This window comes from Micromonospora sp. CA-111912, from assembly GCF_050948415.1.
Classification (GTDB): Bacteria; Actinomycetota; Actinomycetes; order Mycobacteriales; family Micromonosporaceae; genus Micromonospora.
Genome location: NZ_CP192007.1, coordinates 6,762,612 through 6,782,472, shown reverse-complemented (window position 1 = coordinate 6,782,472; position 19,861 = coordinate 6,762,612). Strand labels below are relative to the sequence as shown.

19 protein-coding genes and 1 pseudogene are annotated in these 19,861 nt (G+C 74.7%); 14 read left to right on the top strand and 6 right to left on the bottom strand.

Annotated elements, in window-relative coordinates:
• The 3 genes from ACQPZO_RS28920 to ACQPZO_RS28910 are packed head-to-tail and all read right to left on the bottom strand — an operon-like array spanning position 1 to position 4,166.
• Positions 1 to 3,429 (bottom strand): ATP-binding protein, encoded by a 3,429-nt coding sequence (locus ACQPZO_RS28920; protein WP_433345172.1) that lies wholly within the window; start codon positions 3,427 to 3,429, stop codon positions 1 to 3.
• 49 nt (positions 3,430 to 3,478) lie between these two features.
• Positions 3,479 to 3,841, bottom strand: coding sequence for a hypothetical protein (locus ACQPZO_RS28915; protein WP_350881378.1), 363 nt, complete (start codon positions 3,839 to 3,841; stop codon positions 3,479 to 3,481).
• Positions 3,842 to 3,851: 10 nt separating this feature from the next.
• Positions 3,852 to 4,166, bottom strand: a complete 315-nt coding sequence (locus ACQPZO_RS28910) for a hypothetical protein (RefSeq protein ID WP_350881380.1) — start codon at positions 4,164 to 4,166, stop codon at positions 3,852 to 3,854.
• Between the two features lie 354 nt (positions 4,167 to 4,520).
• Between ACQPZO_RS28910 and folP the strand changes: the two genes are divergently transcribed.
• The 7 genes and pseudogenes from folP to ACQPZO_RS28875 all read left to right on the top strand — a co-directional run bounded on the left by folP (position 4,521) and on the right by ACQPZO_RS28875 (position 9,319).
• Entirely contained in the window at positions 4,521 to 5,414 is an 894-nt protein-coding gene (folP, locus tag ACQPZO_RS28905; RefSeq protein ID WP_433345170.1) for a dihydropteroate synthase, read from the top strand.
• Positions 5,411 to 5,764: pseudogene (gene folB / locus ACQPZO_RS28900) on the top strand (dihydroneopterin aldolase); the annotation flags it as partial. The gene folP and the pseudogene folB, both read left to right, overlap by 4 nt.
• Positions 5,765 to 5,895: 131 nt before the next feature.
• Complete coding sequence (gene folK / locus ACQPZO_RS28895; RefSeq protein WP_433345168.1) at positions 5,896 to 6,423, top strand: 2-amino-4-hydroxy-6-hydroxymethyldihydropteridine diphosphokinase; 528 nt, start codon at positions 5,896 to 5,898, stop codon at positions 6,421 to 6,423.
• 19 nt (positions 6,424 to 6,442) lie between these two features.
• On the top strand, positions 6,443 to 6,982 hold the full coding sequence (locus ACQPZO_RS28890) for a DUF3180 domain-containing protein (protein WP_433345166.1): 540 nt from the start codon (positions 6,443 to 6,445) through the stop codon (positions 6,980 to 6,982).
• 118 nt (positions 6,983 to 7,100) lie between these two features.
• Positions 7,101 to 8,318, top strand: a complete 1,218-nt coding sequence (locus ACQPZO_RS28885) for an ABC transporter permease (RefSeq protein WP_433345163.1) — start codon at positions 7,101 to 7,103, stop codon at positions 8,316 to 8,318.
• Between the two features lie 129 nt (positions 8,319 to 8,447).
• Complete coding sequence (locus ACQPZO_RS28880; RefSeq protein ID WP_433345161.1) at positions 8,448 to 8,756, top strand: hypothetical protein; 309 nt, start codon at positions 8,448 to 8,450, stop codon at positions 8,754 to 8,756.
• A gap of 62 nt (positions 8,757 to 8,818) precedes the next feature.
• Positions 8,819 to 9,319, top strand: coding sequence for a hypothetical protein (locus ACQPZO_RS28875; RefSeq protein ID WP_433345159.1), 501 nt, complete (start codon positions 8,819 to 8,821; stop codon positions 9,317 to 9,319).
• Between the two features lie 51 nt (positions 9,320 to 9,370).
• Here the strand turns inward: ACQPZO_RS28875 and ACQPZO_RS28870 are convergent, their stop codons facing one another.
• Positions 9,371 to 10,360 carry an ABC transporter ATP-binding protein gene (locus ACQPZO_RS28870; RefSeq protein ID WP_350881394.1) on the bottom strand — a complete coding sequence of 330 codons (990 nt, stop codon included), beginning with the start codon at positions 10,358 to 10,360 and terminating at the stop codon, positions 9,371 to 9,373.
• Between the two features lie 2 nt (positions 10,361 to 10,362).
• Here ACQPZO_RS28870 and ACQPZO_RS28865 point away from each other — a divergent pair, with 2 nt between their 5' ends.
• From ACQPZO_RS28865 to ACQPZO_RS28850, 4 genes are all read left to right on the top strand, one after another.
• Positions 10,363 to 11,046, top strand: a complete 684-nt coding sequence (locus ACQPZO_RS28865) for an ABC transporter permease (protein ID WP_433345157.1) — start codon at positions 10,363 to 10,365, stop codon at positions 11,044 to 11,046.
• 94 nt (positions 11,047 to 11,140) lie between these two features.
• The gene (locus ACQPZO_RS28860; protein WP_350881398.1) at positions 11,141 to 11,866 is read left to right on the top strand and encodes an ABC transporter permease; all 726 of its coding nucleotides are present in this window, start codon (positions 11,141 to 11,143) and stop codon (positions 11,864 to 11,866) included.
• Positions 11,867 to 12,192: 326 nt separating this feature from the next.
• Positions 12,193 to 13,059, top strand: coding sequence for a glycine betaine ABC transporter substrate-binding protein (locus ACQPZO_RS28855; protein WP_433345155.1), 867 nt, complete (start codon positions 12,193 to 12,195; stop codon positions 13,057 to 13,059).
• A 102-nt stretch (positions 13,060 to 13,161) separates the two neighbouring features.
• The gene (locus ACQPZO_RS28850; protein WP_433345153.1) at positions 13,162 to 14,979 is read left to right on the top strand and encodes a hypothetical protein; all 1,818 of its coding nucleotides are present in this window, start codon (positions 13,162 to 13,164) and stop codon (positions 14,977 to 14,979) included.
• Between the two features lie 71 nt (positions 14,980 to 15,050).
• Here the strand turns inward: ACQPZO_RS28850 and ACQPZO_RS28845 are convergent, their stop codons facing one another.
• Together ACQPZO_RS28845 and ACQPZO_RS28840 are read right to left on the bottom strand one after the other, a co-directional pair.
• Positions 15,051 to 16,220, bottom strand: coding sequence for an NADH-quinone oxidoreductase subunit D (locus ACQPZO_RS28845; protein ID WP_433345151.1), 1,170 nt, complete (start codon positions 16,218 to 16,220; stop codon positions 15,051 to 15,053).
• Positions 16,217 to 17,383, bottom strand: coding sequence for an SAM-dependent methyltransferase (locus tag ACQPZO_RS28840; protein ID WP_433345149.1), 1,167 nt, complete (start codon positions 17,381 to 17,383; stop codon positions 16,217 to 16,219). The genes ACQPZO_RS28845 and ACQPZO_RS28840 overlap by 4 nt, the downstream gene beginning before the upstream one ends.
• A gap of 183 nt (positions 17,384 to 17,566) precedes the next feature.
• On the opposite strand from ACQPZO_RS28840, the gene ACQPZO_RS28835 reads away from it, so the two are divergent.
• Genes ACQPZO_RS28835 through panD form a run of 3 tightly spaced genes read left to right on the top strand, consistent with a single transcriptional unit; the run spans position 17,567 to position 19,844 of the window.
• On the top strand, positions 17,567 to 18,547 hold the full coding sequence (locus tag ACQPZO_RS28835; RefSeq protein WP_433345147.1) for a Rossmann-like and DUF2520 domain-containing protein: 981 nt from the start codon (positions 17,567 to 17,569) through the stop codon (positions 18,545 to 18,547).
• Complete coding sequence (gene panC / locus ACQPZO_RS28830; RefSeq protein WP_433345144.1) at positions 18,544 to 19,392, top strand: pantoate--beta-alanine ligase; 849 nt, start codon at positions 18,544 to 18,546, stop codon at positions 19,390 to 19,392. Before ACQPZO_RS28835 ends, panC begins: the two co-directional genes overlap by 4 nt.
• Before the next feature lie 26 nt (positions 19,393 to 19,418).
• Positions 19,419 to 19,844 (top strand): aspartate 1-decarboxylase, encoded by a 426-nt coding sequence (gene panD / locus ACQPZO_RS28825; protein WP_350881414.1) that lies wholly within the window; start codon positions 19,419 to 19,421, stop codon positions 19,842 to 19,844.
• The last annotated feature ends 17 nt before the right edge of the window (positions 19,845 to 19,861 follow it).

The window sequence follows — 19,861 nt, the reverse complement described above, 5'->3', positions numbered from 1 at the left end:
TCACGCCTCCAGGTCCGGAAGATTGGTCGGCAGTTGCCCAGCCGCCGCGGCGACTGCGGCGGGGGTGGTGTCCAGGTGATCCAGCAGCCCGTCGACGTACGACACGTCCACCCGGACCTTCTGCACCCGCCCGTCGACGTCGCGCATGACGAACTCGCGGAAGCCGAGCCGGACGGCCGAGGTGGCGTCCGCGGTCGACAGCGAGGCGAGGGTGGCCTCGTACCCGTCGTTGACCGGGACGCGGAGCAACCGAAGCGCCTCGGAGGCGATCTCGGCGTCCTCGGCGATCCGGCCGACGAAGACGGTGGAGACGAGGTTCTGGACGTCGAGGCCGAGGATGTCCCGCGGGTTCTGCGAAGCGACCAGGGCGGCGAGGTTCCACTTGCGGGAGTCCCGGGCGAGGCGGACCAGGAAGGATCGGCCGGAGCGCCAACCCTCCATGAAGTGCGCCTCGTCCAGGCCGACCAGTTTCCGGGACGACATCGAACCGCCGTAGCAGCGGCGTACCGCCAGCCGGTGGGCGGTGTGCAGCATGGGCAGCGCGAGGGCCTCCTCGGCCGACCAGTACTCCCGTTCGATCTTGAGGTCGGGCAGCCGCAGCCCGGCCATGGTGATCACGGTGAGCGCCGCGTCGGCCCCGAGCAGCCCCTCCGGCGGGCGACCGAAGAAGAGCATGGCCAGCGGCATCTCGGCCGTGTCCAGCAGCAGGTTGGCCAGTTCCTTGCCGGCGTCGGCGTCGAGCTGACCCAGACAGGCGACCACGTCGTCCAGGGTGGACGTCTCCTCTGCCGGCACCTGGCGCACGGCGTGCCGGAACAGGGTGGCGGTGGACGCCTCCCGGGCCACCTGCGGCGGCACCAGCATCATGCAGATGTCCTGTACCAGCATGCGGCGCTCGGCGCGGGCGTTGGAGATCGCGATCGCGAACTCCCGGTCGCCGGTCGCGCCGGTGCTGAACTCGCTGCGTAGCGGCGTCGGGATGAGCGCGTACGGTGCCAGCGTCCCCTGCTCGGAGCCGGTCAGGTTGAGCACCCGCGAGTACGGCCGCAGCTCCGGCATGTTGCACAGCCGGGCCAGTGGCCCGGACGGGTCGAGCAGGGTCACCTGCACCCCGCGCCGGGCGGCGAGGTAGCCCAGCGCGCCGAGCAGCGTCGACTTGCCGCCGCCCGGCTCGGCGACGAAGACCGCGAGTCCGGAGCGTTCCCGCACCTCCATCGGGAAGTGCATGTCGAGGAAGACCGGCCGGCGGCAGGTGCCGGCGGTCCGCCCGATGAGGTCGCCGCGCCGGTCGCCCACCGTCGACGCGGCCTGTGGCAGCGCGGCGGCGAGCAGGTTGACCGGCATCCGGCGGACGTACCCGGTGTTGGCGATCGGCTCGCCGGGGATGAACTCCCGGGCCAGCCAGTCCTGGTTCTTCGGGTGTTGCAGCGAGACGCGCAGCTCCCGGGAGTAGAGCTGAATCAGCCGGCGGGCCCGTTCCAGGCACTCCTCCCGGGTCCGGCCGCCGACCGCGATTCGGTGCCAGCCGTGCGCCCGAGCGGAGTCCACCGGCAGGCCGGTGGTCATCTCGTCGCCGATCACCAGCGCCCGCTTGGCCAGTCGCTCCAGCTCGGGCGGGGCGTCGATGCCGTGTTCGGCGTAGTCGAGCTGCTGTGAGCGGATCATCCGCAGCCGGTGCTCAAGGTTGCGGAACGAGTCACCGGAGCCGAGGATGTCGACCCGGGTGGAGATCTCCATCGGCCAGGGCAGCCGCTCGTGGAAGTGCAGCCAGGGCTCGTGCCGCTCGGGGATCTCCAACGGCTCCATCCGGCCGACCGCGAGTACGGCCACGTGCCGCTCCTCGCCAGTCATCCGGTTGACCAGCTTCACCGTCGACCCGTACGGGGTGCGGTAGCGCTCGACCTGCTCGGTGAGGGCGAGCAGGTCTCCGTGCTCCCACCGGCCGTTGGTGATGGGGGAGAGGGTGCCGGGTGGGGCCATGCACAGCGCGACCGAGCGGTAGAGCAACCACTCAAGCTCCTGCGCGGTCACCCGCCGCCCGCGCATGCCGAACGCGCCCAGCACCTCGTCGAACTGTTCGACGGTGCGGCCGAGCTTGCGGCGCTCGCCTTCGGCGACGCCCCGGCCGAAGGTGCGCAGCAGTCGCTCGGTGAGCGAGTCGCCTAGGGAGCGCCGGGCGAAGGTGACGCCGAGGTAGGTCTGCCCCTCGGCGTGGTTGACGGAGAGCAGGTGCCGCTGGGCCGCCACCAGGTGGTCGCCCCAGCCGGCGGTGCCCGGCACGTCGGGCAGCGGGGCCGTGGTGTGCGCGTCGATGGTGCGGGCCCACTCGTCGGCCGGGAAGGGCCGGGTGGTGCGGCGCAGGTGCAGCCGGAATCCGGCGAGCCCGGCGTACTGCTCGGAGATGGCGGCGAGCAGCGCCTCCCGTTCGGCGTCCGGCCGGAACGCCCAGCGCACCTCGGGCAGCCAGTACCAGGCGGTGACGGTGTTGGGGGTGAACGTCAGGTGGCCGGCGATCTCCGTGATGGCCAGTTCGACCGACGGGTCCCGGTCGCCGAACTTGATCTTCGGTGCCCGGACCGGCTTGGCCTGCTTGGCCGGTTTCGCGGCCTTCCCGGCCTTGTCGGGCCGGGAAGGCTTGCCTGGCCGGTCGACCGTGCGCTGGCGGGGCGGCGTGGCCTCCCGGCTGGCAAGCGCCGGGGCCTCCCGGCTGGCCGGAGCCGGTGCCGGCTCGGGCGCGTGGCGGGTCGCCCGCTCCGGTTCCCGGTGCGGTTCGGCCCGGCCCGGTTCGGGCACCCGGTGCGGGGGCCGCTCCGGCTCCCGGACGGCGGGCGGCGCGACGTCGCGCCAGCCGTACGTCTCGTCGTCGGGGTCGGTGACCTGGGTGACCTGGGGCGGTGGCGGGGGCAGATCGGGGCCCGCGGCGGGACGGACCGCCGGGAGCCGGTCAACCGGCTGCTGGGGGACCCTGGCCCGGCTCTGCGGGGCGGGTGCCGGGGTGCGCGCGACCGGCGAGGGGGACCGCTCGACGAGGGCCGGCTGCGCCTCCGCGCGAGCGGGCGGCGGCACGGCGGCCGCCTGCTGGTGGGGGATCGCGGGCAGGTCCCGGCCGGTCGGTCGGGGCGGGGCCGGCAGCGCGGGCCGGGACGCCCCCGGGTGGGCGCCGCCGAACAGGTCGAGGAACGGGGAGTCGATGTCCGCGTTCTCGGCGACCACCGGCGCGGGCGGCTCCGGTGCGGCCGGGCGTCCCGGTGCGGGGCGTGGCGCCTGGAAGACCCCGACCCGGCCGTGACCGGGCGTGGTGGCGAGCGCCGGGTCGAGGGCGACCTCATCCAGCTCCTCGCCCGCAGGGTAGTCGAACGAGCGCGCACGGTTACCCTGCGGTGCGGTGTGGCGTCCTGCCGGGGAACCCGGCGTGGAAGAGCGGCTCATGCCACCGCCTCACCCGAGTGCCGCGACCGCCCGATCGGTGTACGCCCGGTCATGCCAGTTCCTCCCGGATCCTGATCCGGCTCGCCACCATGCGCGGGTCGCGCTGCTCGACGGCCGACTCCCGGGTGCGTCGCCAGTCGGTCAGCGCGGTACGGATCACCATGCGCGCGGGCCGGTCCGGGTCGACGTACCGGAAGATGAACGAGGTGCTCACGATGGCGAGGGCGATCTCCCAGGCCGGGAAGAGTTCGACCCGCAGCGTGAACAGCCAGTGGATGAACATGTAGAGGGGTACGAGCAGCATGAACAGGCCGTACTGGGCGTACGGCAGGTGCACGGGCAGGGTGTAGCCGGGCGGCCCGAGGTAGACCAGGCGGGCCCGGTAGATGTCGTCGTCGGTGCGCAGCCGCATTTGCCCGCGCCTATTCGAAGATCAGGTCGATCAGGTAGTCACCGATGAAGAAGAGTGTCGCCGCCCCGGCGATGAAGGCCAGCCCGACGATCGCGATGGCGGAGCTGGTCAGCACCTTGGAGATCTCACCGCGGCTGGCCCGGCCGATGAAGATGACGCCGAGCACGGCCAGCAGGATCGGAGCGATCTTGCTGGCGAAGAAGGTGACGATGTTGTTGGTGTCGATGCCCTTGGGCGCCGGCTCGGCGAGTGGAGTCGACGCCAGGGTGTGGAGCGCGTGGCTGACGGCGGATGTCGTCGTCTCCATGAGCTCGATGGCGATCACTGGAACCTCCCCATGTCGCGGCCGGCGAAGCCGCGGCGGTGCAGTAGGCAAGCCTGGCGGGATGGTGCTCACTAGGCGCAGCGTCGGCGACCCTGCGTCCGTTGCCCACCACGGAGGGTGGCGAGCTTTGGGGGGATTTTTCCCGCTTCGACCCTCCCTCCAGGCTTCGCCGTCTCACTGCTGGGCAATTCCAAAGGGTACGGGCCGCCCCCCTTTGCGACAAGCCGTGAAGACTCGACCCGGAACGACCCGGACGTCCGATCGTACACCTGTTCCAATGCGCATGTCAGGGCCGTTCGCGCTGCGACGGACCGGGCCGCCGGGAGCCGCCGGAACGACCGGTACCGTGCTGTCGTGACCGATCTGGTGCGGGCGCAGGCCCCGGTGGTGATGGGTGTCCTCAACGTCACGCCCGACTCGTTCTCCGACGGCGGCCGGTACGCCGATTCCACCGCCGCCGTCGCACACGGGGTGCGACTCGCGGTGGACGGCGCGCACCTGGTGGACGTCGGGGGCGAGTCGACCCGCCCCGGTGCGGACCGGGTGGACGCGGAGACGGAGGCGGCCAGGGTGCTGCCGGTGATCCGGGAGCTCGCCGCCGCCGGCGTCGCGGTCAGCATCGACACCAGCCGTGCCCGGGTCGCCGAGGCCGCCCTCGCGGCCGGGGCCGCCGTGGTCAACGACGTGTCCGGCGGTCTGGCGGACCCGGACATGGCCCGGGTGGTTCGCGACTTCGGCTGCCCCTGGGTGCTGATGCACTGGCGGGGGCACTCCCGGGGGATGCGCGAGCTGGCCCACTACACCGACGTGGTGATCGATGTCCGGGCCGAGCTGGCCCAGCGGATCGACGCCGCGCTGGCCGCCGGTGTGCCAGCCGACCGGATCGTCGTCGACCCGGGCCTCGGCTTCGCCAAGACCGCCGAGCACAACTGGCAGCTCACCGCCCGCCTGCCCGAGCTGCTGGAGCTCGGTTTCCCGCTGCTGTTCGGGGCCAGCCGCAAGTCGTACCTGGGCCGGCTGCTCGCCGATGCCGACGGCGTCCCCCGGCCGACCGCCGGGCGGGAGGCGGCCAGCGCCGCCACCAGCCTGCTCGCGGTGGCGGCGGGCGCCTGGGGGGTACGCGTGCACGACGTGCTCGGCACCGTCGACGCGCTGGCCGTCTGGCGGGCCAGCGGCCGTCCCCGCCTCGTGTCCGACCGGGCCGGCGGGAAGCGGGCCGACGGAATCCAGACGGAGGGGGACCGGTGACCGACCGGATCACGCTGACCGGCCTGCGGGCGCACGGGCGGCACGGCGTCTACGACTTCGAGCGCGAGCGGGGGCAGGACTTCGTCGTCGACGCCGTCCTCGAACTGGACCTCGCGCCGGCCGCCCGCTCCGACGACGTGACCGACACGGTGCACTACGGCGAGCTGGCCGACCGGCTGGTCGAGGTGCTCACGGGGGAGCCGGTCAACCTGATCGAGACGCTCGCCGACCGGCTCCTCGCGATCTGTCTGGCCGACCCCCGGGTGGTCCGGGCGACGGTGACCGTGCACAAGCCCGAGGCCCCGGTCCCGCACGCCTTCACCGATGTCGCGGTGACCATGACCCGGACCCGTCCCGGCCCGCCGGCCCACCCGCCCGGCGGCAGCCCGGCGTCGACCACCGGCGGCCCCGCGCCGGCGCAGCCCCAACCGCAGTCGCAACCGGAGCCGCCACCCCCGTCCGCCGGGAACGGGGGCGTGGCGTGACCCGCGCCCTGCTCTCCCTCGGCAGCAACCTCGGCGACCGGCTGGCCCACCTGCGCTCGGCCGTGGACACCCTCGGCGAGGCGGTGCTGCTGGTCTCCGGCGTCTACGAGACCCCGCCGTGGGGCGACGCGGACCAGCCGGCGTACCTCAACGCGGTGGCGCTGGTCGAGGACCCGGCGGCGGCCCCACGGGACTGGCTGACGCGGGCCCGGGCCGCCGAGCGGCGGGCCGGCCGCGAGCGCGACCCGCAGCGCCGGTTCGGCCCGCGCACGCTGGACGTCGACGTGGTCGCGGTGTGGGACGACGCGGGTGAGCCGGTGCGCAGCGACGACCCCGAGCTGACGCTGCCGCACCCCAGGGCCCACCTGCGGGCGTTCGTGCTGCGGCCGTGGATCGACATCCAGCCGTACGGGCGGCTGCCCGGGCACGGTTGGCTGACCGACCTGCTGAACGCCGAACCGGTGGCCGGTGACGCCCTGGAACTGAGTCCCCGGCCGGATCTGGCGTTAGAGTCGTCGGCATGAGCCAGTGGAGCCGGCCGGCATGACCCAGGCACAGTCCCCACCGCCGCGCGGGACGGACCCCGAACGGTCCAGGATGGGCCCCACCCGGATCTCCACCCTGGTCGTCGCCGGACTGGCCGCCGCAGCGGTGGCCTGGCTGGCGATCAGCGGCTTCTACTACGAGGGCTTCCCCCGCCTGCCGTGGCTGCCCGTCGTCACGCTGGCCGCGCTGGCGGTGCTGGAGGCGTACGCGGCGGTCAACACCCAGGGCCGGCTCAAGGGCAGGCCGGGCCGGGACCCGGTCAATCCGCTGCTGGTGGCCCGGTTCGTGGTGCTGGCCAAGGCGTCCGCGCTGGCCGGGGCGATCTTCGCCGGCTGGTGCGCCGGGCTGACCGGGTGGCTCTTCGTGGAGCGCACCCAGGCAGCCACCGAGGACCGCCCGGCCGCCGGGGCGGGGCTGCTCGCCTCGCTCGCGCTGGTGGCCGCCGCGATCTGGCTGGAGCGGGCCTGCCGGGTGCCGGACCAGCCGGAGGACGAGCGCGACACCGGCGATCGGGAGAGCCGCCCGGGTCGACGCTGAGCGCGGGGGTTACGCCCGGCCCGGCGCGCAGGTACCGTGCCTGGCGACCGGTGAGCAACGGCCGCCCCGGTCCGCCCGCGTCGGACCCTGCGGCCGTGACCTGGGGAGGGCACGCGTCATGGGGTACGACGATCCGGGCCGCGACGCCCCGGTGCAGCCCTCGTCGGGCGTGCCCGCGGCGGTGCTGGAGAACGTCTTCGACGATCCGACGCACGGCGAGCCGGGGCGGGATCGGGTCGCCGTGCACGTCACCTGGGAGCTGCTGCTCGCCGCCGGCCTGGCCGTGCTGACCTGGCTGCTGTGGCGGGACGACCCGGCCGCGCTGCGCGACGACGGCCTGCGGGTCCTGCTGGTCGACGTGGTGGCGGTGGGGCTGCTCGTCCTGGCCGCCGGACTGAGCCTGCGGACGGCGGCGGTGAACCTGGCGGTGGGCCCGGTCGCGGTCGCCGCCGCGCTGCACTTCGCCGAGCAGGGCGACCGGGGGGTCGAGGTCGCGGTGGGCCACGCCGCGGCGGTGGCCGCCGTCGGCGGGCTGCTGGTGGGGCTGGCCGTGGTCGTCCTGCACGTGCCGGGCTGGGCGGCGAGCCTGGCCGGCGCGGCCGGCGTGGTGGTCTACATCGAGCGGCGAGCCACGCCGGTCCTCGTGCAGGGTGGGTACGACCCCAGCGACAGCGCGTTCTACCTCTTCGTCGGCTTCGCCGCGGTGGCGGTGCTCGGCGGCCTGTTCGGGGCGATCCGACCGGTGCGCCGGCTGGTCGGGCGGTTCCGGGCGGTGGCCGACCCGGCCAGCCGCCGGGGCGGGGCGGCGGGTGCCATCGTCGTGGTCTCGTTCGTCCTGTCCACCGTCCTCGCCATGCTGGCCGGCATCCTGATCGCTGGCAACGGCGCCGGGCCGGTCGTACCGACCGAGGGACTGGGCTGGACGGTGCTCGCCGTGGGCACCGCGCTGCTCGCCGGCACCAGCGCGTACGGCCGGCGCGGCGGGATCTTCGGGACCCTGCTCGCGGTGAGCCTGGTCACCGTCCTGCTCGCCTGGTCCGGGGCCCGGGGCTGGCAGGTCAGCCGGTGGACGGTGGGCGGGGCCGCGCTCGGCGTCGGCCTGGTGGTGACCCGGCTCGTCGAGACGTACGGGCGACCCCGGTCGGCGGGTGCCGACGTGGAGGCCCGTCCGAGCGGCGACGGCGCCATCAGCTCCGGCTGGTCGGTGCCCCGGCCGGCGCCGGTCGAGGACTGGCCGCCCGCCCTGCCCACCCGGTCCGACGACACGCCTGCGGACCCCTGGGACGCGTCCCGTTGGGACACCCGCCCCCGACACTGGGACGGCGGCGACCGCTGACGCCCCGTCCGTACACCGCCGACGGACATTCGGCCCGCACGGTGTCGGCGTACGCCGCGTGGCCGCCCGCGCCCGGCCCGCGCCGCGTCCGCCGCGCCCCCGGTGATCTCGGCGGTTAGGCTCGGCGGCATGACCGAGACACCTTCCACCGGTACGGGCGGGCACACGTTCGAGGAGCTGGACGCGCTCTCCACCGAGGAGCTGCGGGAGCGGGCGTTCGCGCTGGCCCGGGAGCGTCGCGACGCCAGGTTCTACTGGTCGGTGCTGCGCCACCTGCCCAACGCCGACGAGGCCGCCGCGCTGGACGGTGCGCCGAACTCGGTCGGCCCGACCATCGACGAGGCGGCCGCGCTGTGGCGGGAGCTGACCGGGCACGGCTACGAGGAGTCGGCTCCGCTGCTGCGGGCCAAGTTCATCGACTACCTGATGAAGCGCTAGCCGGGCCGACCGTGGTGGCCCGCAGGTTTGCCCGTCGGGGCGTACCGGGAACTGGTCGCGCCATGCCTCCCACCAACCGCTCCGCCACGGTCAGCAGGTACGGGACCGCGGCCGGCACCGGCATCCTCGCGGTGCTGGTGCTCGTCGGGGTCTGCGGCAGCCCGTTGTACGTCGGGTGGGCGGAGGACAACACCGACCCGAACGGGGCCGGTGGTTGGTTCCTGCGGCTGCTCGCCTGGCCGGCCTGGCGCCTCAGCTCCGACGACCCGGGGCAGGGGGTGCTCGCCACCGACCTGCGGGCCATCCTGCTGGTCATCCTGGCGGGGGCCCTGCTCTACCTGCTCCCGGCCTCGCAGGTGGCCCGGGTGCAGGGGTCGTTCAGCCAGTTCTTCTCCGGCTGGGGGGCGTACGTGCTGGCCGCCGGCCTGGCCGCGCTGGTCAGCACGCTGCTGGGGCCCGACCCGTCGCTGCTCGCCGCGCTTCAGTCCGCCGGCACCGGCGCCACCTACGGCTTCCTCTCCGGCTGGATCATCGGCACCGCCAGCCTGGGCGGCCGGGCCTGACCCGGCGGCCGGGGCCAGGCGGCGGGCGTGGGACCCGGCCGCCCGGCGGGGTCAGCGTCCCGCCCCCAACGCGCGTTCCCGGGTGAGCACCCCGGCCGGCCGGCCGTCGGCGGTCACCAGCGCCCGGTCTGCCCCGGCGGTGAGCATCACGGCCAGCGCGTCGTACGCCGACGAGCCCAGCGCCACCTCGGGCAGCCCGGCGGGGTCGGCCGGTGCCGGGTCCAGCGCGTCCCGGGTGACCGGGGTCACGGCGAGCGCCCGGATGCCCCGGTCCTCGCCGACGAACTCCCGGACGAACGGGGAGGCGGGCGCCCCGAGCAGGGCCGCCGGAGTGTCGTACTGCTCCAGCCGGCCGCCCTCGGAGAGCACCGCGATCCGGTCGCCGAGCCGGACCGCCTCGTCCAGGTCGTGGGTGACCAGCACGATGGTCTTACGAACCTCCGCCTGGAGCCGAAGGAACTCCTCCTGCAACCGGGTCCGCACGATCGGGTCGACGGCCGAGAACGGTTCGTCCATCAGCAGCACCACCGGGTCGGCGGCCAGCGCCCGGGCCACCCCGACCCGCTGCCGCTGGCCGCCCGACAGCTCGTGCGGGTAGCGGCGACCGAACTGCCCCGGGTCCAGCCCGACCAGCTCCAGCAGCTCCTCGGACCGGCGGCGCACCCGGTCCCGGGCCCAGCCGAGCAGCCGGGGGACGGTGCCGACGTTCGCCAGGACCGTCTGGTGCGGGAAGAGGCCGACGTTCTGGATCACGTAACCGATCCGGCGGCGCAGCTCGACCGGGTCGACCCGGGTAACGTCCTCGTCGCCGAGCAGGATCCGGCCGCCGGTCGGCTCGATCAGCCGGTTGATCATCCTGAGCACGGTCGACTTGCCGCAGCCGGACGGGCCGATCAGCACCACCAGCTCCCCGGCCCTGACCTCCAGGCTCAGCTCGCGGACCGCCTCGGTGCCGTCCGGGTAGCGCTTACGGATGCCCTCCAGAGCGATCGACGCGGCACTCTGGCCGGCGTCACCGGTGGTTCCCGGGGTAACGTCCACGCATGTCCTTCCGCCTGAGCTACCGGGCCGACCCGGGTAACCCGTGGTTCTCCTGGCAGTTCGTGCGGGACAACTCTGACACGATCCTCGCCGCGCTGCGCGACCACGCCTCGCTGACCGCGCGGGCGGTGCTGATCGCCGCGCTGGTGGCCCTGCCGCTCGCCCTGGTGGCACACCGGTTCCGCCCGCTCGCCGGCCCGATTCTCGCATTCACCGGTGTGCTCTACACGATCCCGTCCCTGGCGCTGTTCGCCTTCCTCGCGCCGTACCTGGGGATCGGGGCGGTGACCGTGCTCAGCGTGGTGGTGCTGTACGCGCTGCTGGTCATCGTCCGCAACGCCGTCGCCGGACTGAGCCAGGTCCCGCCCGAGGTCCGCGAGGCCGCCGAGGGCATGGGGTACGGCCGGTGGGGCCGGCTGCTGAGGATCGAGCTGCCGCTGGCCCTGCCCGGCATCCTCACCGGTCTGCGGCTGGCCACCGTGTCGACCGTGGCGCTGGTGACCGTCGGGGTGGTGGTCGGCCGGGGCGGTCTGGGACAGCTCATCTTCGCCGGCTTCCAGAACAACTTCTACAAGGCCCAGATCATGACCGGCACGCTGCTCTGCGTCCTGCTGGCCCTGGTGCTGGACCTGATCCTCGCCGGGATCGGCCGGGCGGCCACCCCCTGGCTGCGCGGGACGCGATGAGCGGCCACTGGACGGGCCCGGCGAGCAGCCATGACACGCCCCCGCCGGGCGACCTGGGGGCGGGGCCGACGAACGACCGCGGGAGGGTAGCCCGGTGAGCAACCCGGTCGGCCAGGCGGTGCTCTGGCTCAACGACCCGCTGAACTGGACCAACCCGGGCGGCGTCCTGGACCGGCTCGGCGAACACCTCAGCATCTCGGCGGCGGCCGTGCTGCTCGGCTGCCTGGTGGCCTGGCCCGTCGGGCTCTGGCTCGGCCACACCGGGCGGGGCGGCGGGCTGGTCGTGCTCGTCTCCAACGTCACCCTCGCCGTGCCGACCCTGGCCCTGCTGACCATCCTGCCGTTGACCTTCCTCGGCTTCGGCCGACCGTCGGTGGTGGTCGCGCTGGCAGTCTTCGCGGTGCCGCCGCTGTTGGCCAACGCGTACACCGGGGTGCGTCAGGCCGACCCGGAGGCCCGGGACGCGGCGCGCGGAATGGGGCTGTCCGGCGGGCAGGTGCTGCGCCGGGTGGAGCTGCCGCTTGCGGTGCCGTACCTGGCGGCCGGCTTCCGGACCGCGACGGTGCAGGTGGTGGCGACGGCCGCGCTGGCGTCGTTCGTCAACGGCGGTGGCCTGGGCCAGATCATCCGGGCCGGCTTCGGCCTGGACATCGCCGCCGGGGGCGGGCAGATCATCGCCGGGGGCCTGCTGGTGGCCGGGCTGGCGGTGCTGGCCGAACTGGTGCTGGCACTGGTCGAGCGGGTGGTCACCCCGCGCCCGCTGCGCCCGGCCCGGCGTCGGGCGAACCGCCGCGCCGCGGACGCCGTCGCCGGCACCTGAGGGCAGGGCCGTCCGACCGCCCTCGTACGCCTCCGTTGTGACGATCCGGTGACAAAGCGCGCCTCGGGTTGGCGGGGTCGGCCGTCAGGATGTTGGGTGAGAGATCGCGGGCGATGAACAAGAGGGATCGCCCGTCGGACACGCGGCCGGCCCGAATGGGCCGCGCCGGGACACGGAAGGCGGGCTTGATGCGCGCACGTACACGCCTGGCAATCGGCGCGATCGGCGTCCTTACCGCGGCCGGGTTTCTCACCGGTTGCGGCGACGCCGGGTCCTCCGGGACCGAGGCGCCCGAGCAGGGCGCGTCGGGGGCCGGGTGCGCCCCGGTGGCTGGTGATCAGCTGGTCGTCCTGACGGATGACAAGAAGCTGCAGAACAGCGACAACATCCTTCCGGCGATCAACGCGAAGGTGGCCAAGCCGCAGCTGGTCGCGGCGCTCGACAAGGTCTCCGCGGCGCTGGACACCCCGAAGCTGATCGGCCTCAACAAGGCCGTCGTCGTGGACCGCAAGACCTCCAAGATCGCCGCGGCGGAGTTCGCCGCAGCGAACAACCTCACCCAGGGGCTGGAGAAGGGGCCGGGCGGCCCGATCGTGGTGGGTGCCGGCAACTTCAGCGAGAGTGAGACCCTCGCCGAGCTGTACCGGATCACCCTCACCGCCGCCGGCTACCAGGTCAAGGTGCAGCAGATCGGCAACCGGGAGCTCTACGAGCCGGCCCTGGAGAAGGGCGAGATCCAGGTCGTCCCGGAGTACGCGGCGACCATGGCCGAGTTCCTGAACACCAAGGCCAACGGCAAGGACGCCCCGCCGGTCTCCTCGCCTGAGCTGGACAAGACCGTGGCAGCCCTCAAGGCCGGCGGCGAGAAGGCCGGCCTCGCCTTCGGTGCGCCGTCGGCCGCCCAGGACCAGAACGCGTTCGCCGTCACCAAGGCCTTCGCCGACAAGTACGGGGTCATCACCCTCTCCGACCTGGCCGCCAAGTGCTCCGGCAGCGCCACCGTGCTGGCCGGCCCGCCGGAGTGCCCGAAGCGGCCGATGTGCCAGGCCGGCCTGGTCAGGGTCTACGACTTCAAGGCCGGCTCCTTCAGCTCGCTGGACGCGGCCGGTCCGCAGACCAAGAACGCCTTGACGACGGGGAACGCCAGCGTCGGTCTGGTCCTCTCCTCCGACGGGGCCCTCGCGGTCGGCTGACCCACCACCGGTCGTCGGCGGCCCCGCGCCGCCGGCGACCGGTGCCCGTCAGGGCGTCCGCCCCGTTCCCAGCCGCTGGAACTCTCGGTAGGCTGCACACCCATGCCCGACCCGGTTGCCGTCACCGACAGGCGTGAGTCCCGTCTGCTGCCCGTGCTCTTCTGGACCGGCGTGGCGTTCGCCCCGGTCGCGGCGCTGATCCTGTTGGTCGCTGACGGCAACGGACCGCTGCGGTTCGCCGCCGTGCTCGCCATCACGGCCGTGGTGCTGATCGGTCTCTCGATCGCCCTGCGCACGGACGGCGGCGGCAGCCGGGCCGAGATCGAGGCCCTGTACGACGACATCGAGGAGCTGCGCCGCGAGCTGCACGGCGAGATCGTCGCCACCGCGCAGCGCGGCAACCAGGCGCTCGACGCGTCTCAGCGGGCCCAGGACCAGGTTGCGGCGCTGCGTCGCCGGCTCGACGCCGTGGCGACCGCCGCCGCCCCCGAGCCGCCCGCCGAAAGGTCGGCCGGCACCGGCCGCGCCCGGGTTCCGCTCGCCGAGGTGTACGACGACGCGCGCCGCCCCCAGGACATCGACGAAGCCCCTTCCGGGCGGGTCCGGGTGCCCGGGATGGCCCACGACGACGAGCCTCCTGTCCGCCGGCCCCGGCCGACCCCGCGTTCCGGGGCCGAGCGTCCCGCCCAGCCCGGCGGCCCCGGACCGGCGCCCCGGCCAGCCGAGCCCGACGCCCGATCGTCCGGGCCGGGTGCCCCCGAGCCCGCTCCCCGCCCGGTCGCCCCCGAGCCGGCCGCCCGCCCGGTCGCCCCCGAGCCCGCTCCCCGCCCGGTCGGCATGGTCCGGCACACCGAGACCGTGCACGTCACCACCCGGCACACCGTCGTCGACGGGCCGGAACCGGGCGTGGGCCTGTACGGTGCCGGTCCCGCCGGCCGGTGGCCGTCCACGCCGCAGGAGCGGCCGTGGGCCAGCGCGGTCGTCCCCGAGCCGGAGGATCACTGGGCCGGGCACGCCGACTCCTCCGCCCGGGTCCGTCCCGAACCGCCCGACGACCGCTCCCGGCCGCCGCAGCCGACCGAACGGCACGCGCCCGGCCGCTCCGCCGCCCGTGCGGCACCCGCCTGGCCCGTCCCGGGCGAGGAACCCGCCTGGCCCGTGTCACGGGACGAACCGGGCCGGGCGGCCCTGCGCGGCGAGGCCCTGCGCGGGGTGGCAGCGCGCGACGGGGCCGCGTGGGCCGGCCGGCCCGACGACGCCGGCGGGGCGGGTCAGTACGGCGTCGCCGGCCGGGTGGGCCGGTACGACCACGCCGACCGGTCCGATCACCGCGACGGGCGCGGCCCCGCCGACGAGCCGGACTGGGGAAGCCCCGCCGACGGGTCGGAATGGGGACGCCCCGCCGACGAGCCCGGCTGGGGAGGCCACGTCGACGAGCCCGGTCGGGGAGGCAGGGCCGACGAGTCCGGGGGAATACGGGCGGGTGTGCCCGACGGGGCCCGGCCCGCCGACCGGGGCTCGTGGGACGCGCCGGGTTGGTCCGCCGCTGCCGGGCGTGCCCGCCCGTACCAGCCCGAGCCGGCACCCGCCGGACCCGGCCAGTGGTCGGAGCTGCGGGCCGGGGACCGCTGGGCGGAGGTGCACGACGACGAGCGGGGCCGGGAGGTCCGGGTCGGTGAGCGGCGAGCCACGGCGCACGCCGACGCCGACGGCAGCGGGTACCGGGTCGAGGACCGCTGGGCTTCGGTGCGGCGGAGCGAGCCCCGCGCCGGGCAGAGCCAGGGCGAGCGGCGGTGGGACGAGGACCCGGGCGGCCGACGGCCAGACCCGGACCAGACCGGCCGGCATCAGCACGCCGACGGGGAGTGGTCCGGCCATCCGCCCCGCGACGACCCGCCCCGCGCCGGTGGCACCCGCTAGGCGGACCGCCGCCCTGACCGCCGGCCGACCGGCCGACCGGCCGTCGGCGGAGCGCGGCGCACAGCACCCGGCTACTTGTCGATGTCGCCCACCACGAAGAACATCGAACCGAGGATGGCGATCAGGTCCGGCACCAGGCAGCCGGGCAGCAGCGTGGCCAGCGCCTGCACGTTCGCGTACGACGCGGTGCGCAGCTTCAACCGCCACGGCGTCTTCTCGCCCCTCGACACGAGGTAGTAGCCGTTGATGCCGAGCGGGTTCTCCGTCCACGCGTAGGTGTGCCCCTCGGGGGCCTTCACCACCTTCGGGAGCCGGGTGTTCACCGGCCCGGTGAGCCGGTCCACCCGGTCCAGGCACTGCTCGGCGATATCGAGTGAGGCGTACACCTGGTCGAGCAGCACCTCGAACCGGGCGTGGCAGTCCCCGGCGGTCTTGGTGACCACCGGCACGTCGAGCTGGTCGTACGCCAGGTAGGGCTCGTCGCGGCGCAGGTCCAGGTCCAGTCCGGAGGCCCGGGCGACCGGGCCGGACGCGCCGAAAGCGGCGGCGTCGGCGGACGACAGCACCCCCACCCCGACCGTGCGGGCCAGGAAGATCTCGTTGCGTCGGATCAGGTTGTCCAGGTCCGGCATCCGGCGGCGCACCTCGCCGATCGCCGCCCGGGCCCGACCCGTCCAGCCGGCCGGGACCTCCTCCTTCAGCCCGCCGACCCGGTTGAACATGTAGTGGATCCGGCCGCCGGAGACCTCCTCCATCACCGCCTGGATGGTCTCCCGCTCCCGGAACGCGTAGAACATCGGCGTGATCGCGCCGATCTCCAGCGGGTACGAGCCGAGGAACATCAGGTGGTTGAGCACCCGGTTCAGCTCGGCCAGCGCCATCCGCAGCCAGGTGGCCCGCTCGGGCACCTCCATGCCCATCAGCCGTTCGACGGCCAGCACCACGCCCAGCTCGTTGGAGAACGCCGACAGCCAGTCGTGCCGGTTGGCCAGCACGATGATCTGGCGGTAGTCGCGCACCTCGAACAGCTTCTCCGCGCCCCGGTGCATGTACCCGACGATCGGCTCGGCGGCGATCACCCGTTCCCCGTCGAGGACCAGCTTCAGCCGCAGCACCCCGTGCGTGGACGGGTGCTGCGGGCCGATGTTGAGCACCATGTCGGTGCCGAGCTGCTCCCCGCCGGCCCCGGTGCCGACGGTCAGCTCGCGCAGGTCACCGGTGTCCGTGGTCATGCCCGTCATCGTGCCATGAGCGGATCGACGGTGACGCCGACCGGTTGGAGCAGCCACCGGTGCCCGCCGAGCCCGGCCGGGTCGGTCAGTTCGGCGACCGCCGACGCGGCGGCGAGCGCCCGCACGTACCGGGCCGGGTCGGTGGCGGCAAGGCTCAGCGGCGGTCGCCCGCCGTCGGCCCCGAGCGCCCGCAGCGCCTCCCGCTGACCCACCAGCGTGTACGCCCCGCCGCCCGCCGCCACCCCGGCCGCGCCGGCCGAGTCCATCGCCACGTGCGCCGTGACGTCGCAGGACCCGTCGGGCACGGGCGGGACCTGCCGCCCGCCCCGATACCCGGTCAACGTCCCGCCCACCGGCCGGGACCCGCGCAGGTGCCCGTAGTCCACGGCCAACGCCAGCCCTCGCTCGACGCACCCGACGGCCCCACCCCAGGCCTCATCCCGCAGCCGCCCAACCTCCACCCGCCCCTCAACCCCGTTGATCAAGAGGTCTGCGGCTGAATCCGGGCTCTTCTCGGACGCAAACTTCTTGATCGACGGATTCGGGGGCGGGGTGGACCACCAGTGGCCCACCCAGGCGGCGTCCTCGGGGGCCAGTGGGGGTCCCGGTGTCTCCTCGCCCGTCCCGGGGTCCACCAGGAGGTAGCGCCAGCCGTCGCTGGTGGGCACGGCGAGGTCCAGCGGAACGTTGTCGAGCCACTCGGTGGCCACCAACAGGCCGGTGATCCGGTCCGGGATCTCGTCCACCCAGCCAATGTCCGCCGGAAGGCCGTCGGGGCGGGGTGCCTTCTCGACGGCGGTGAGGCGTACCCGATGGGCCAGCGGGACCGGTGACGGCCGGGCGGGCGACGGGCGGCCGGCGGCCGGGGTGGACTCCCGGGCACCCCCCACCGCAGACCCGGCGGTGTCGTCACCGGCCTCCGCCGCCCCGGCGAGCCCCGCCAGGGCGAGCAGCAACTCGCCGTGTCCAGCGCCCACGTCCACCACGTCGAACGGGTCGGGGAACCCGAGGTCGGCGTCGAGCCGCGAGACGAGCCGGAAGAGCGCCGCCGCGAACGCCTGAGACGCGTGCACGCTGGTCCGGAAGTGACCCGCCGGGCCAGGGCCGGACACGAAGAAGCCCCCGGGTCCGTACAGCGCCAGGCTCATCGCGTCCCGCCAGCGGACCGGCATCAGTTCATTCCGTGTTCAGGAGCCGTCATCGTGCCGACCCTACGGTCTGCGGCCACAAGAGCGACGCCGTGGCTGCCGGACGCCCATCGGTGAAGGTTTTCACACCTTCTTGTTGCGGGTCCGTGGCCGCGGCGCATACTTGCGATCGACCGGTACCCCCTTTTCGAGGACTGGATCGTTGCCATGAGCGCACCGCTGCGCCCGCGTCCGGCCGTCCCCTCCAGGGCCGCCGTACCCGCGGGCGGCGCCCCTGCCGGCGCCCCGCTCGTCTTCCCCCGCGTGCTCACCGTCGGCGTCATCGGCGCCGGTCGGGTCGGCGCCGTGCTGGGGGCCGCGCTCGCCGCCGCCGGACACCGGGTGGTCGCCGCCTCCGGCGTCTCCGGGGTGGCCAAGGCCCGGATCGCCCTGCTGCTCCCCGACGCCCGCAACCGTTCCGCCACCTCAGTGGCCCGGGCCGCCACCGACCTGCTGCTGATCGCCGTCCCCGACGACGCGCTGGCCGGGGTGGTGGCCGGGCTCGCCGAGACGGGCGCGCTGCGGCCCGGCCAGGTGGTCGCGCACACCTCCGGCGCGCACGGGCTGGGCGTGCTCGCCCCGGCCGCCGCCGTCGGGGCCCGTCCGCTGGCCCTGCACCCGGCGATGACCTTCACCGGTACGCCCGACGACCTCGGCCGGCTCGCCGGAATCTCGTACGGGGTGACCGCCCCGGCCGAGCTGCGTCCGCTCGCCGTCCGGCTGGCCGCCGACCTCGGCGGGGTGCCGGAGTGGGTGGCCGAGGTCGACCGGCCGCTGTACCACGCGGCGCTGGCGCACGGCGCGAACCACCTGGTCACCCTGGTGAACGAGGCGGCCGACCGGCTGCGTGACGCCGGGGTGGGCCAGCCGGAGAAGGTGCTCGCCCCGCTGCTGCGGGCGGCGCTGGAGAACGCGCTGCGACTCGGCGACGACGCGCTGACCGGCCCGGTGTCCCGGGGCGACGCCGGCACCGTACGCCGGCACCTGGAGCGGCTGGCCGCGACCGCGCCCGAGTCGGTGGCCCCGTACCTGACCCTGGCCCGGCGGACGGCGGACCGGGCCATCGCGGCGGGCCGGCTGCGACCGGCGGACGCCGAGTCGCTGCTCGACGTGCTCAGTGGGACCCATCGGGAGGTGGCAGCACAGTGACGGAGTTGGTGCGGACCCGCGAGGAGCTGGCGAAGGCGCGCGCCGGGCTGACCGGCACGGTCGGGGTGGTGATGACCATGGGCGCGCTGCACTCCGGGCACGAGACGCTGCTGCGGGCTGCCCGGGAACGGGCCGACCACGTGCTGGTGACGATCTTCGTCAACCCGCTCCAGTTCGGCCCGAGCGAGGACTTCGACCGGTACCCGCGCACCCTGGCGACGGACCTGGATGCCTGCCAACGGGCCGGAGCGGACCTGGTCTTCGCGCCGGACCGGGAGGAGATGTACCCGGACGGTGAGCCCCGGGTCCGGGTGAACCCGGGCCTGCTCGGCGACGACCTGGAGGGGCTGAGCCGGCCGGGCTTCTTCCACGGGGTGCTCACCGTGGTGCTCAAGCTGTTCCAGCTCACCCGGCCCGACCTGGCGTTCTTCGGCGAGAAGGACTACCAGCAGCTCACCCTGGTCCGGCGGATGGCCCGGGACTTCGACGTGCCGGTCGAGGTGGTCGGCGTGCCGACCGTCCGGGAGCCGGACGGCCTGGCCCTGTCGAGCCGCAACCGCTACCTCTCGGCGCAGGAGCGGGAGGCGGCGCTGAGCCTGTCGGCCGCGCTGCGGGCCGGCGCGGACGCCGCCGACCGGGGACTGGACGCCGGCGCGGTGCTGGCCGAGGCCCATGGGGCGTTCGGCTCCGGCGCGGCCGGGGCCCGGCTCGACTACCTGGTGCTGACCGACCCGGACCTGGAACCCGGCCCGGTCGCCGGCCCGGCCCGGCTGCTGGTCGCGGCCTGGGTCGGCGCGACCCGGCTCATCGACAACGCGGCGATTCGGCTCGCCCCCCGCTCCTGACCTCTCCGCGCGCGAAAGGCACCCCGATGTTCCGCACCATGCTCAAGTCGAAGATCCACCGCGCCACGGTGACCCAGGCCGACCTGCACTACGTGGGCTCGGTGACGGTGGACCAGGACCTGCTCGACGCGGCCGACCTGCTCCCGGGCGAGCAGGTGGCGATCGTGGACGTCACCAACGGGGCCCGGCTGGAGACGTATGTGATCCCCGGCGAGCGGGGCAGTGGCGTGATCGGCATCAACGGCGCCGCCGCGCATCTGGTGCACCCCGGCGACCTGGTCATCCTGATCTCGTACGGGCAGTTGGACGACGCCGAGGCGCGGGCGTACCGGCCCCGGGTGGTGCACGTGGACGCCGACAACCGGGTGGTCGAGCTGGGCGGCGACCCGGCCGCAGTGGCGCCGGGCACGGCCGGCGATCCGGTCCCGAGCCCGCTCGCCGTCGTCGGCTGACCGGCCGGTCGGGTCGG